We start from the raw sequence: 13,122 nt of genomic DNA on the forward strand, positions 1-13,122 counted from the left end.
AAATGCGTGTAATAAAAGACCTTGCTCACCTTCCGGAATTTAAAAACTCCGTAATTACCATCGGCACTTTCGATGGTGTTCACAAAGGACACCAGCAACTTATTAAACGCATAAACCAACTGGCAGCACAATCAAATGGAGAAAGTATCATTATTACCTTTCATCCACACCCGCGCTTGGTTATTAACCCTAACGATGATTCGCTGCAACTCCTCAACACTGCCGAAGAAAAAATTGAACTGCTTCGGCATTATGGTGTAAACAATGTGGTAATGGTTCCTTTTTCGAGAAGTTTCTCGGAGCAAACAGCCGAAGATTATATTGAATATTTTTTGGTGAAGCATTTTCATCCCACCTACATTGTAACCGGTTACGACCATAAATTCGGCAAAAACCGCAGTGGCGATATTAACCTGCTGCTGCAAATGCGCCACCGCTTTCACTACGAAGTAGAAGAAATAAAAAAAGAAACCTTAGATGCCATTACCATCAGCTCCACTAAAATTCGCAATGCACTGCAAGAAGGGAATATTAAAACTGCCAACGAACTGCTGGGGCACAATTACACGCTCGAAGGCTTAGTGGTAAAAGGCTTGCAAAACGGTAGAAAAATAGGATACCCCACCGCCAATTTAAGCATAGCAGATAACCACAAACTTATTCCCCGCAAAGGCATTTATGCCGTAAAAGTTCATTACAACAATACCCAATTCGGAGGCATGCTCAACATCGGCTTCAACCCCACGTTTGGCGGTACAAAACTATCGGTAGAAGTAAACATCCTAAACTTTGATAAAGAAATTTACGGAGAAAAAATAAAGTTGGAACTGTTGGAATATGTACGCGATGAAAAAAAGTTTGAAAACGCACAACAACTTATTTCTGCCATCGATAACGATAAAGTGAACATAGAAAAGATATTATTACAGTACTAATTATGCAGATAATTGACAATAAAGCAAGACAGCGCTTTAAGCGAAACAAAAGCGCTATGGCAGGTTTGGCAATTGTGGCAATTGCCACTTTCTTAGCTGTGTTTTGCTATGTGCTGGCACCCGATAATTCGCCATCTGCCAACGAGCAGATTTTAGAATTAGAAACCCACCGCCCGGGCTTCTCTATTTCGTTTTTAAAAGTACCCAAGCTCAATAAAAAACCTACCGGAATTATAGATGGCTTCATAAACGGTTTTGAAAAAAACTACCGCCTTGTTCCTATACTTAAATACGAGTTTAAAAACGATTCCATACTTGCCGATATATATAAAGGCAAGCATTTCCCTATTGAAAAAACCACCTTTGCCGTAGCAGATTTAATGGGCATTTCTGCCAATTCGCTTCAAATGAATGAAGTAATGCGCAAAAAATTTGAAGACGATGTAATCGTGAAAAAGAAATTCCTTTTAGGCACCGATAAATTTGGACGCGATATTATTTCGCGCTTACTCATTGGCACTAGAATTTCTATTTCGGTAGGTTTAATTGCCGTGGCTATTTCGTTGCTAGTGGGTGTGGTTTTAGGCGCTGCCGCAGGTTTCTTCCGCGGAGCAGTAGATAATGCTATTATGTGGGTAATAAATGTATTTTGGAGTATCCCCACTCTACTTTTGGCAATGGGCTTATACATTAGTGCAGGCAGTTTAATAGAAAACAAACTGGTAATGATTTTTATTGCCGTGGGCTTAACCATGTGGGTAGAAGTTGCGCGTATTGTACGTGGCCAATTTATGGTAGTGCGCGAAATGGAATTTGTAAGCGCAGCCAAAGCTTTGGGCTTTAGCAATGTGCGAACTATTTTCCTTCATATTTTACCCAATGTAACTGCTCCGGTAATAGTAGTAGCCTGCGCCAATTTTGCCAATGCAATTTTGGTAGAAAGCGGTTTGAGTTATATTGGTTTGGGCATTCAACCTCCCGCCCCTAGTTGGGGAAGTATGCTCAACGAATACAAGGATTTCATTGATTCTTCTCAGGCATACCTAGCCCTTTTTCCAGGCTTTGCCATTATGCTGCTCGTGCTTGCATTTAATTTGGTGGGCAATGGCCTACGCGATGCGCTGGATGTAAAAGGAAAAGCCTAAAACATTCAACAATACTCTTACAATGCCGTTTGTAGAAAAGTTTCAGCCTCAATTTGGTTGCGCAAAATATCGTCTATGGTTTCGCGCTTGCGCACCAAAAAGTGCTTGCCTTCGTGTACCATTACTTCTGCCGGACGAAATCTCGAATTGTAGTTAGAAGCCATAGTAATGCCATAAGCTCCGGCATTGCTAAAAGCCAAAATATCGCCTTCGTGTACTTCGCTCAACTTTCTATCCCAACCAAAAGTATCTGTTTCGCAAATATAGCCCACCACAGTGTATATGCGCTCTTTACCCTGCGGATTGCTTACATTGGTAATGTGGTGATACGAATTGTAAAACATTGGCCTAATTAAATGGTTTAAGCCCGAATCTACTCCCACAAACATGGCTGCCGTAGTTTGTTTCAACACATTCACTTTCACTAAAAACGTACCACTTTGGCTTACCAAAAATTTTCCGGGTTCAAAACTCAACTGTAATTCTCTTCCGTACTCTTTGCAGAATGCCATAAAGCGTTGCGATAGTTTTTCACCCAGTTCTTGTATGTCGGTATAGTAATCATCGGCTTTGTATGGCACTTTAAAACCACTTCCAAAATCTATAAACTCCAAGTCCTTAAAGAACTGCGTTTGCTCAAACAAAATATCGGCTCCGCGCAAAAACACATCTACATCCACAATATCGCTTCCGGTGTGCATGTGTAAGCCATTTACATGCATGTGTAAACTATTTACAATTCGCTCCACATGGCGCATTTGATAAATAGAAATACCAAATTTAGAATCTATATGCCCTGTTGAAATATTGATGTTGCCACCTGCCATTACATGCGGATTTATGCGGATACACACAGGAACACTGCTGCCGTATTTAGTTCCAAACTGTTCCAGAATAGAAATGTTATCAATATTTATCTGCACGCCCTCTTTTACTGCCAAATCAATTTCTTCCATAGAAACACAGTTGGGAGTGTAAATAATATCCTCCGGTGCAAATCCGGCCTTTAAACCCACCCATACTTCTTGAATGCTTACCGTATCTAAACCTGCGCCCAACGATTTAAAATATCGCAGCACATTTATATTGTTGAGCGCCTTGCAGGCGAACTTTATTTTAAGCCTCTGCGAAGCTGCCAGCGAACCAAAAGCATGTTGCAATGTTTCGTACTGTCGCTTCATAATAGCAGTGTCGTACACATACAAAGGAGTGTCGTAAGTTTTGCAAAGCGTTTCTATTGCAATGCCGCCAATTTCGTATTGGTTGTTGTTTAATTGAATCATAAACTTTCTTGAAACAGCCTGCGAAGAAAAAGAAGTTCGCCTAAAAGGGCATATTTTTTTTAAAGGCGCAGTAGTGCTAAACCAGTTATCCTAAAAACTTTCTGCTTTATTTGTAGCAGCGATAAGATGAAAATTTTTCGATACGGAATAGTTTTAGAGCGCTTAAAACAAGAGCATTGCGAAATGATTCGCTCATGGCGCAACGACCCCAAAATTTCGCGCAATATGTTTCACCGCGGCATTATCACAGAAAGTATGCAGGCGGAATGGTTTCATAGTATAAACGATCACGAAAACTTTTTTTTCCTTATTCATTATCATGGCAAGCAGGTAGGGCTTATCAATATGTCATCTATAGACTGGAGCGAACACACCGCCTTTAGCGGCTTGTTTATTTACAGCGATGCCTATCTTGGAACCGATGTGCCGGTGCGGGCTTCGCTTGCTATGCTCGATATTTTTTTCTTACTCGGAGGCATTAAAAAAGTATTTGCAAAAGTACGCGGCAATAATAAAGTAGCGCACCGCTACAATACCCAACTCGGCTTCTTAAAGAAACGAAAAATTGAATTGGGGCAAGGGTTTGAATATGAACTGGAGCGCACCGATTATTTTCTTTCGGCAGATAAACTCCGCAGGCTTGCAGCCAAAGGAAACGCCAAAACAGTTATTGAGTTTGAAGATACACCACTCGATACTGAATTAAAAAATCTGCTCCTTAGAAACGTGCCTCAACTTTCTACAGAAATGTTGCAATTAGAGATAGCATGACACTATATTTTGCACCCGGAAGAATAAACTTAATTGGAGAACACATAGATTACAATGGCGGCTGGGTGCTGCCGGCAGCTATTTCGCTTGGCATTACTGCACAAGTATCTAAAAGCAACGATGGAAATTTCCACTTTTCATCAGCCACACACAAGCAAACAATTTCGTTTGCTCCGGCACAGCAATTCTCTTTCAACCAAGAAAATGCATGGCTCAATTACCCGTTGGGAGTTTATCAATTCTTGCAAGAAAAACAGTTTACGCTTTCGCCATTGCACATTCATTACACAAGCACCTTGCCCGAAGCAAGCGGCCTTTCGTCATCGGCCTGTATTGAAGTGCTTACTATGTTTTTGCTTTTGCAAGAAAACGGCTACACCGTATCAACCCAAGAAATAGCACTTTGGTGCCAAGCCGTAGAAAATAAATTTATAGGTGTAAATTGTGGCATTATGGATCAATTTTGCATTGCCAATGCACCTGCAAAAAGCGCCATGCTGCTCAATTGCGCCACCTTAGAATTTAAGCAGGTTCCCATAAACCTCCACACCCAAAAAGTAGTATTGCTCAACACCAAAAAGCCGCGCAACCTTATTCATTCAAAATACAACGAACGCAGGGCAGAATGCGAGCAGGCTCTTTCTTTCATCAATCAACATAAAAAAACGCCCATCAACTTTTTATGCGAATGCAAACCGAGCGACCTTGCATATATTCCACAACCAATCCTTAAAAAACGTGCCGCACATGCAATAGAAGAACACCTGCGCACACAGCAAGCAGCAGCAGCATTGGCACAAAACGATATTGGTAAAGTAGAAGCACTCATAAACCAATCACACCAATCGCTAAAAGACAACTATGAAGTAAGCGGCAACGAGTTAGATACCATAGTGCAAATTGCCTGTACGCATTACGGCTGCAATGCTGCCCGCATGACGGGAGCCGGATTTGGCGGCTGCGCCATTGCTTTGGTTGAAGGTGCACACACACCTCATTTTAAAACTTTTGTTGAAGAACAATATTTTACCGCCACAGGTTTGCAAGGCGAAGTGTACATTTGCGATATTGGCGAAGGCGTAAAAAAGATAAGCTAAAAAACATGTTAGGACTTAAACTTCCCACCGACCCGCGTTGGGTAAACTTGGCAGAAAAAAGCATTGAAGATATTCTTACCGACCACGCATATTGCGAACAAAAAGCAGCTTCTACCTCTATTTCCATCATTCAAATTTTCCCGGATTACGAAGAGCTGGTAGAAGCGCTAGTGCCTATTGTAAGCGAAGAGTGGGGGCATTTTAAATTAGTGCTCGATCAACTTAAAAAACGCGGCCTAAAATTAGGCAGGCAGCGCAAAGACGACTATGTAAATGCCCTGCAAAAATTTATGATAAAAGGCGGCAGCAGGCAAACAGCGCTAATTGAAAAATTGCTCTTTGCCGCACTAATTGAAGCACGCAGTTGCGAACGCTTTAAACTGCTGAGCCAAAAAATAAACGATGCAGAGCTGCGCACTTTCTATAAAAATTTAATGGTAAGCGAAGCCGGGCATTACAAACTCTTTTTAGATATGGCTTATCAATTCGGAAACAAAGAGCAAGTGCTCCATCGCTGGCAAGAATGGCTAACGCACGAAGCCGACATAATGCAACAGCTAAGCCTGCGTGGCGATAGAATGCACTAATCTGACTGTTTTTCTGCTATTGTTCACGTACCCTGTGTGTTTCTTTTAAAAAGCTGCTTACATACGGTTTTGTACCTTAGCAGCGCACAAAATTCCATGTCAAGGAAAAACGATTCGCTTACCGGAAATTTCGATTGGCTCACAGTATTGCTGTATGTAATTCTAGTACTCATCGGTTGGGCAACCATTTACAGTGCCGTTTACAGCGAAGAGCACAGCAATATCTTCGATGCCACCCGCAATAGCGGCAAGCAATTTCAATGGATGATAGTTTGCTCCATTGTGGCTTCGCTCCTACTCATTATTGATGGTAAGTTCTTTTCAACCTTTGCTTATGTTATTTACATTGTGGTGCTGCTGGTCTGCGTTGGCGTTATTTTCTTTGGAGTAGAAGTAAAAGGGCAGCAAAACTGGATTCGCTTTGGTGGTTTTCAAATGCAGCCATCGGAATTGGTAAAATTTGCTACCGCATTGGCGGTTGCCAAATACCTTTCGGGGCTTACGGTAGATATTCGCAAATGGAAAGATAAGATAATAGCACTGGCACTCATTGTTATTCCTATGCTTACCATTGCCATTCAGGGCGATGCCGGATCTGCCATTGTGTTTACTGCATTTATACTTGCCTTATTTCGAGAAGGATTAGAATCGTACTTTCTTATTATTGGCGGCACCATAGGCATACTCTCGCTATTGGCATTGGTGGTAGATAAATTTTTACTGGTAGGCATATTGCTGGCGTTAGCATTGCTCTTTATATGGATTAACTGGCGTATGCGGAGATACATACTGTATGTATTGGCATTTTGGATGCTGGCAAGCGGCTATATTTTTTCGGTAGATTATGGCTTTAGCAAACTAAAAGGCCACCAAAAAGACCGTATAAACGTATTGCTCGGAAAAGAAAACGATCCTGCAAAAGATTGGAACGTTCGCCAATCTATTATTGCCGTTGGCTCCGGGCGCGTTTTAGGAAAAGGCTATTTAAACGGCACTCAAACTAAACTCAACTTTGTACCGGAACAAAGCACCGATTTTATTTTTTCTTCTATTGGAGAAGAATTTGGCTTTGCCGGCAGTATGGTACTTATTGCACTTTTTCTTACACTGCTGTATCGCTTAGTGTATTTGGCAGAGCGACAGCGCAGTAGGTTTAGCCGCGTATATGGCTACTGTGTGGTAAGCGTACTGTTCTTTCATTTAGTAATCAATATCGGCATGGCAATTGGTATTGCGCCCGTAATTGGCATTCCGCTGCCGTTCATAAGCTATGGCGGCTCTTCTTTGCTTTCGTTCACCATTTTGCTGTTTATATTTATTCGGTTAGATGCACAACGATTAGAAGTACTTCGCTAAATATTTTTTCACCGCTGTTTTATCATCACTTTTACATCGCACAAATATGGAAGGAGTAGTAACCAAAAGCACCGGAAGCTGGTACGAAATTACACTTAGCGATGGCAAAAATGTTACGGCAAGGCTCAAAGGAATTTTGCGCTTAGACGAAACCGACACTACCAATCCGGTTGCCGTTGGCGATAAAGTAATGGTAGAAAAACTAGACCAAGATTTTGTGATTGCACAAGTGCTGCCGCGCCACAATTATATTGTGCGGCAATCGCCCAAACACGAAAAAGCAAGGCAAATTATTGCCTCCAATATTTCGCAGGCAATACTCATTGCTACCGTTGTTTCGCCCCGCACCAGCACAGGATTTATAGATCGCTTTTTACTTACCGCAGAGGCTTACCATATTCCCATAGTTCTTGTTTTTAATAAATGCGATAACCTTTCTAAAAAAGAACAAACACGCTTAACTGAAATGGACAACATGTATCGCTCCATTGGCTACTCTGTGTTGCACACCTCTGTGGTAACCAAACTCCACATAGACCATTTTGCCAATCTATTGAAAGGAAAAACAAGCCTCCTCTCCGGCCACTCCGGAGTGGGAAAATCTTCCCTGCTCAACTGTATTCAACCAACGCTGCATTTAAAAACACAAGCCGTTTCTTCCTTCAGCGGAAAAGGAATGCACACCACTACTTTTGCCGAAATGCATTTCCTAGATATTGGCGGCAGTGTAATAGACACACCCGGCATACGCGAGTTTGGCGTAAGCGGCTTTAAACCCGAAGAAGTAAGCCATTACTTTATTGAAATGCTTCCCTATTTACCACATTGTAAATTCCACAATTGCCTGCACGAAAACGAACCCGGTTGTGCCGTAAAACACGCAGTAATAGAAGGAAAAATAAACCAAGACCGCTTTGGTTCCTACTTAGTGCTGTTAGAAGAAGTAAAGCAAGCACGCAAGCATTGGGAATAAATTACGCCTGCTTTCCGTTCCTATCATTTTCCTACCTTCGCACCATGAGTTCCACAGAAAACAAAATACATATTCCACTTCCGCCAACAGGAAACCAATTAACCTGCAAAGGCTGGGTTCAGGAAGCAGCTTACCGCATGTTGCTCAATAATTTGCATCCGGAAGTAGCCGAAAAACCCGAAGAATTAGTAGTGTATGGCGGCATTGGCAAAGCTGCCCGCAACCATGAAGCACTTCAAAAAATTCTTTTTTGCTTAAAAAATTTAGAAGAAAACGAAACGCTCATGATCCAAAGCGGAAAGCCTATGGGCATTCTGCGCTCGCATAAAGATGCACCGCGCGTGCTTATTGCCAATTCCAATTTGGTTGGCAAGTGGGCTACCTGGGAACACTTCCGCGAATTAGAAGCCAAAGGCTTAATCATGTATGGGCAAATGACTGCCGGAAGTTGGATTTACATTGGCACACAAGGCATCGTACAAGGCACTTACGAAACTTACCTTTCGCTTGCTTCAAAACATTTTAAAGGTTCTTTAAAAGGAACACTAAATGTTACCGCAGGTTTAGGCGGCATGGGCGGTGCACAACCGCTTGCCATAACCATGAACGAAGGTGTGGCGCTCATTGCCGAAATGGAAGAGTGGAGAATAAAAAAACGTATAGAAACACGATATTTAGACGAATGGTATGCCCAAATTGACGAAGCAATAGATAGAGCTTTAGATGCTAAAGCCAATGGCGAAGCCGTTTCTATTGGTGTACTTTGCAATATTGTAGATTTATTGAAACGACTTATCGAAAGAAATATTACACCCGAAACACTCACCGACCAAACTTCGGCACACGATGAGTTAATTGGCTACTTTCCCCAAAAATTAAGTGTAGAAGAAGCAAAAGCTTTAAGAGAAAGTAACCCCGAAACATATCGTAAGCTTTCGCTGGATACCATGGCGCATCATGTTCGGTTAATGCTTGAATTGCAAAAGCAAGGAGCAATTACATTCGATTATGGGAACAACCTGCGCGGGCAAGCAAAAGATAAAAGGGGCGTTCAAAATGCTTTTGATTTTCCCGGATTTGTGCCGGCTTATATTCGTCCGCTTTTTTGCGAAGGCAAAGGTCCTTTTCGCTTTGTAGCATTAAGTGGCGACCCAAACGATATTCATGTTTGCGATGAAAAACTAAAAGAACTTTTTCCTGAAAATAAAGGATTGCTGCGTTGGTTAAAATTAGCAAAAGAAAAGGTGGCATTTCAGGGTTTGCCTGCGCGTATTTGCTGGTTAGGAATGGGCGATAGAGAAAAAGCAGGATTGGCTTTTAATCAATTAGTGAAAGAAGGAAAAGTATCGGCACCCATAGTAATTGGTCGCGACCATTTAGATACAGGCAGCGTGGCTTCGCCCAACCGCGAAACCGAAGCCATGAAAGACGGCAGCGATGCCATTGCCGATTGGCCAATTTTAAATGCGTTAATCAATACTGCCGGAGGTGCCAGCTGGGTTAGTTTTCATCACGGTGGCGGAGTAGGAATGGGTTATTCGCTACATGCAGGAATGGTGATTGTGGCAGATGGCAGCGATGGTGCCGCAATTCGGCTTTCGCGCGTGCTGCACAACGATCCCGCAATGGGCGTTATCCGCCATGCCGATGCCGGTTACGAACTGGCACAAGATGTAGCCAACCATTTTGGATTAAACATATAAACGCCATAACATCTTTTTGGCATTCTGATTCTTGAAAGCCAATGCAAACCGCTTATCTTCGCGCCCTTATGCAAGCAACATACATCAACCAGTTAAGCAAATTCGAAAACCAAGAAGTATCTTTAAAAGGCTGGAATGCCAACAGGCGCGACAGTAAAGGATTAGTATTCCTTACCCTGCGCGATGGAACCGGATTTGTGCAATGCGTAGTAGATATAAATGTCGTAGGTGAGCAAATGTTTGAAGATGCCAAACGTCTCTCGCTCGAAAGCTCTTTTGCCATACAAGGAAAAGTAGTAAAAGACGAAAAACAATTTGGCGGCTACGAAATACAAGCCACTCAAATAACCGTAATTGGCGTGGCAGAAGAATACCCAATCGGCAAAAAAGAACACGGCCCCGATTTCTTACTTAACCACCGCCACCTTTGGCTGCGCTCAAAACGCCAGTGGGCAATTATGCGCATCCGCAACACTATTATTTTCGCCATTCACGAATTCTTCCAACAAAGGAATTTTGTGCAAATGGATGCCCCTATTTTTACGGGCAACGCCTGCGAAGGAACCACCAACTTGTTTGAAACAGATTACTTCGGAGACCCTGCTTACCTTTCGCAAAGCGGTCAATTATATGGCGAAGCCATGGCAATGGCACAAGGTCTTATTTACACCTTTGGCCCAACCTTCCGTGCCGAAAAAAGCAAAACCCGCAGGCACCTCACCGAATTTTGGATGATAGAACCAGAAATGGCATTCTTCGACCTTAAAATGGATATGGATCTTATAGAAGATTTTATACGCCATGTGGTTACAAAAGTGCTCGACAACTGCATCTTAGAATTACAAGCACTGGAGCGCAATACCGCATTTTTAGAGCGCGTACGCGAACCATTTATTCGTATGAAATATGAAGAAGCAGTAGATATTATTAAAGGCGAAAAAACAGTAAACGGCAAAACCACCATTCAAATTCTTGAAGAAGATTTAGCTGAATTGCAAAGCAAAATTGCCACCTGCCAAAAAGATATTGCCGAGCGCGAAGCCAAAATTGCCAGCGGTAGCTTAACCAAAGGAGAAGCCAACTTCAACCGCAATAAAATTGATACGCTTAAAAACGAAATTGCCGATTTAGAAGAAAAAGCAAACAACATTCCGCTGTGGCTAAACAGTGCTAAAAACTTTGAACGCGGCAACGATTTTGGAGGAAGCGATGAAACCGTTTTAACCCGTATGTTTGGGCAGCCAATTATGGTTTACAATTGGCCGCAAGCCGTAAAAGCCTTCTACATGAAAGAAGACGAAACCGATAAAGGATATGCCAAAGGCGTAGATTTATTAGCACCCGAAGGTTATGGCGAAGTAGTGGGCGGAGGAGAGCGCGAAACCGATATAGAGCGCCTAAAAAGCAAAATTATTGAACACCAACTCCCAATGGAAGCATTTGAATGGTACTTGGATTTACGCAAGTTTGGCAATGTGCCGCACAGCGGTTTTGGTTTAGGATTAGAGCGCTTAGTTACATGGACATGCGGTTTGCAACACGTACGCGAATCTATTCCATTCCCAAGATTCTATGGCAGGTTAACGCCATAGGCAAAAGATAAGCATTACTCTTCCGCAAATAAAATTAGTGTGGCTTCTATAACTAAAGTGTGTATAGGTGTTGCAATTCAAAACTATGCTGCAACTTCCTTGAGCAGTCTTGAATTAGATACAACATTTGTTATCCAGCCAATTTTCTTTTGCTAATTCAAACCAGTCTGTTGGGCTACCTTCGTAGTCAAATGTTTCTTTAAAATAAAAACCTAGTTTTATCAATACCTTTTTAGAGGCTGTATTTTCAGGATCGGTTATTGCATAAACCTTATCTATATTCAAATTCATAAAGCCATAATCTAGTACTGCACCGGAGGCCTCTGTTGCAAAGCCCTTTCCCCAGTGTTTTTTCTTAAAGCGATAACCAAGTTCATAAAAATAATTATGGTTATTGAGTGCTTGCTTAAAAAATTTAAGCCCAGCCCAACCTATACATTCACGAGTTAATTTATCAACCACAGCCCAGCGGGCAATTCCATTTTCTTTATATTGATTTTTAATCCCTTCTATTGCAGCAATTACTTCATCAATAGATGTTGCAGGCCTATTTTCAATATACAAATGAACTGCAGGGTCGGCATCCATTTCATACAAATCGTTCTTATCTGTATGTTCTATTTCTCGCAAGATTAGTCGTTCTGTTTCTATTGAAATCTTCATCTTCCTTTTAAGTTCAAATTTTGTAAGACTATAATTTTCTACCAAGTGCACTTTTACTGCCATCTAAAGGCATCTTACCCTGTATGAGCCTTAAACATAGCGAATCCAAAAGAGTATTGTGTTACTGCATTACATTTCTCGTACAAACTGTGGCTACACAAATATTTCGGCAGGGTTTGAACTGTGTAACTAATATTGTTTCTTTGGTATATGCCAAGTCCCATAATTTTAGGATACAACACCACAGAGAGTTTGTGTTCCATCAACTCTATTGTAATTGGAATAGGAGGTTCTTTAGGAACTATAACTGCTCCGCTTACTCCGCTCAATCTTTCGTCAGAAAATTTTGCAGCTGCTTATGGGCGCAGCAGCCATTTGGCTACCCGAACCGATCATTACTCAAACGAATACTTATATAACCAATGGAACCTACTGCCCTATTCTTACCAAGAAAGATTTTGGGACAGAAACCACCGCTTGGTAATTCAAAAAAGAATTTACGGTGCCGCCCTTGGCGTGCAGGCAGGTGGCGCAGTTAGCGCTGCCGGCAATGCGGTAGAGCAGCTAATTGTAAGTTTGGCGGGCAGGCTTATTGGCAGGGTAATTAGCGGCATTGGGTTAGATTCGTTGCAATCTTCACAAAGTTCAGTTTCTACTTTATATGGCATAAACGGCACCGATACTTACAACCAAAATACCACAGATTACAGCACCGTAAATACCAATATTTTTATTGTTCAAGGTTCTATTGGAGCCATAGCACAGGCGGGATTAAACATGGTGCTTTTTGGCAATTTCCCGTCTATTAGAACAGTGGGTGCATCTATGTTGCTCACGCCAAATTCGTTTACCCAATCGGTGGCTGTATTTAATTACCTGCGTAGTGTATTTGCCCGTGCCCAATCGGTTGCCTTCGTGGGCGATGCCGCTATTGGTGTTATTTTGCCCGGAGTGCAACTGCAAGTTTTGGCAACTTAATGCTACTCTACAAACACACAAAATCAGCCTTTTCAACAA

12 protein-coding genes are annotated in these 13,122 nt (G+C 42.0%); 10 read left to right on the forward strand and 2 right to left on the reverse strand.

From position 1 onward, the window contains the following. The first annotated feature begins 2 nt into the window (after positions 1–2). Complete coding sequence (locus KF872_07850; protein ID MBX2903456.1) at positions 3–935, forward strand: bifunctional riboflavin kinase/FAD synthetase; 933 nt, start codon at positions 3–5, stop codon at positions 933–935. Positions 936–937: 2 nt separating this feature from the next. Further along, positions 938–2,080 carry an ABC transporter permease gene (locus tag KF872_07855; protein MBX2903457.1) on the forward strand — a complete coding sequence of 381 codons (1,143 nt, stop codon included), beginning with the start codon at positions 938–940 and terminating at the stop codon, positions 2,078–2,080. A 17-nt stretch (positions 2,081–2,097) separates the two neighbouring features. Here KF872_07855 and lysA read toward each other — a convergent pair whose 3' ends face one another. Beyond that, on the reverse strand, positions 2,098–3,363 hold the full coding sequence (gene lysA / locus KF872_07860) for a diaminopimelate decarboxylase (GenBank protein ID MBX2903458.1): 1,266 nt from the start codon (positions 3,361–3,363) through the stop codon (positions 2,098–2,100). Between the two features lie 126 nt (positions 3,364–3,489). Here lysA and KF872_07865 point away from each other — a divergent pair, with 126 nt between their 5' ends. The 7 genes from KF872_07865 to KF872_07895 all read left to right on the forward strand — a co-directional run bounded on the left by KF872_07865 (position 3,490) and on the right by KF872_07895 (position 11,442). Then, a complete protein-coding gene (locus KF872_07865; GenBank protein ID MBX2903459.1) occupies positions 3,490–4,134 on the forward strand; it encodes a GNAT family N-acetyltransferase in 645 nt (214 codons plus the stop codon). After that, positions 4,131–5,231, forward strand: coding sequence for a galactokinase (locus KF872_07870; protein MBX2903460.1), 1,101 nt, complete (start codon positions 4,131–4,133; stop codon positions 5,229–5,231). The genes KF872_07865 and KF872_07870 overlap by 4 nt, the downstream gene beginning before the upstream one ends. A gap of 5 nt (positions 5,232–5,236) precedes the next feature. Beyond that, positions 5,237–5,818 carry a tRNA-(ms[2]io[6]A)-hydroxylase gene (locus tag KF872_07875; GenBank protein ID MBX2903461.1) on the forward strand — a complete coding sequence of 194 codons (582 nt, stop codon included), beginning with the start codon at positions 5,237–5,239 and terminating at the stop codon, positions 5,816–5,818. Positions 5,819–5,914: 96 nt separating this feature from the next. Further along, positions 5,915–7,174 carry a rod shape-determining protein RodA gene (locus KF872_07880; protein ID MBX2903462.1) on the forward strand — a complete coding sequence of 420 codons (1,260 nt, stop codon included), beginning with the start codon at positions 5,915–5,917 and terminating at the stop codon, positions 7,172–7,174. A gap of 46 nt (positions 7,175–7,220) precedes the next feature. Next, positions 7,221–8,147 carry a ribosome small subunit-dependent GTPase A gene (rsgA, locus tag KF872_07885; GenBank protein MBX2903463.1) on the forward strand — a complete coding sequence of 309 codons (927 nt, stop codon included), beginning with the start codon at positions 7,221–7,223 and terminating at the stop codon, positions 8,145–8,147. A 44-nt stretch (positions 8,148–8,191) separates the two neighbouring features. Beyond that, complete coding sequence (gene hutU / locus KF872_07890; protein ID MBX2903464.1) at positions 8,192–9,850, forward strand: urocanate hydratase; 1,659 nt, start codon at positions 8,192–8,194, stop codon at positions 9,848–9,850. Between the two features lie 41 nt (positions 9,851–9,891). Continuing rightward, on the forward strand, positions 9,892–11,442 hold the full coding sequence (locus KF872_07895; GenBank protein ID MBX2903465.1) for a hypothetical protein: 1,551 nt from the start codon (positions 9,892–9,894) through the stop codon (positions 11,440–11,442). Positions 11,443–11,556: 114 nt separating this feature from the next. Here KF872_07895 and KF872_07900 read toward each other — a convergent pair whose 3' ends face one another. After that, complete coding sequence (locus KF872_07900; protein ID MBX2903466.1) at positions 11,557–12,168, reverse strand: GNAT family N-acetyltransferase; 612 nt, start codon at positions 12,166–12,168, stop codon at positions 11,557–11,559. A 147-nt stretch (positions 12,169–12,315) separates the two neighbouring features. On the opposite strand from KF872_07900, the gene KF872_07905 reads away from it, so the two are divergent. Next, positions 12,316–13,083 (forward strand): hypothetical protein, encoded by a 768-nt coding sequence (locus KF872_07905; GenBank protein ID MBX2903467.1) that lies wholly within the window; start codon positions 12,316–12,318, stop codon positions 13,081–13,083. The last annotated feature ends 39 nt before the right edge of the window (positions 13,084–13,122 follow it).

The organism is Chitinophagales bacterium (genome assembly GCA_019638515.1).
Classification (GTDB): domain Bacteria; phylum Bacteroidota; class Bacteroidia; order Chitinophagales; family LD1; genus UBA7692.

What these genes read in the sequence shown, in the direction of transcription:
- KF872_07850 (MBX2903456.1), top strand. Translation starts at nt 3, where the DNA reads ATGCGTGTAATAAAAGACCTTGCTCACCTTCCGGAATTTAAAAACTCC.
- KF872_07855 (MBX2903457.1), top strand. Translation starts at nt 938, where the DNA reads ATGCAGATAATTGACAATAAAGCAAGACAGCGCTTTAAGCGAAACAAA.
- lysA (MBX2903458.1), bottom strand. Translation starts at nt 3,363, where the DNA reads ATGATTCAATTAAACAACAACCAATACGAAATTGGCGGCATTGCAATA.
- KF872_07865 (MBX2903459.1), top strand. Translation starts at nt 3,490, where the DNA reads ATGAAAATTTTTCGATACGGAATAGTTTTAGAGCGCTTAAAACAAGAG.
- KF872_07870 (MBX2903460.1), top strand. Translation starts at nt 4,131, where the DNA reads ATGACACTATATTTTGCACCCGGAAGAATAAACTTAATTGGAGAACAC.
- KF872_07875 (MBX2903461.1), top strand. Translation starts at nt 5,237, where the DNA reads ATGTTAGGACTTAAACTTCCCACCGACCCGCGTTGGGTAAACTTGGCA.
- KF872_07880 (MBX2903462.1), top strand. Translation starts at nt 5,915, where the DNA reads ATGTCAAGGAAAAACGATTCGCTTACCGGAAATTTCGATTGGCTCACA.
- rsgA (MBX2903463.1), top strand. Translation starts at nt 7,221, where the DNA reads ATGGAAGGAGTAGTAACCAAAAGCACCGGAAGCTGGTACGAAATTACA.
- hutU (MBX2903464.1), top strand. Translation starts at nt 8,192, where the DNA reads ATGAGTTCCACAGAAAACAAAATACATATTCCACTTCCGCCAACAGGA.
- KF872_07895 (MBX2903465.1), top strand. Translation starts at nt 9,892, where the DNA reads ATGCAAACCGCTTATCTTCGCGCCCTTATGCAAGCAACATACATCAAC.
- KF872_07900 (MBX2903466.1), bottom strand. Translation starts at nt 12,168, where the DNA reads ATGGCAGTAAAAGTGCACTTGGTAGAAAATTATAGTCTTACAAAATTT.
- KF872_07905 (MBX2903467.1), top strand. Translation starts at nt 12,316, where the DNA reads ATGCCAAGTCCCATAATTTTAGGATACAACACCACAGAGAGTTTGTGT.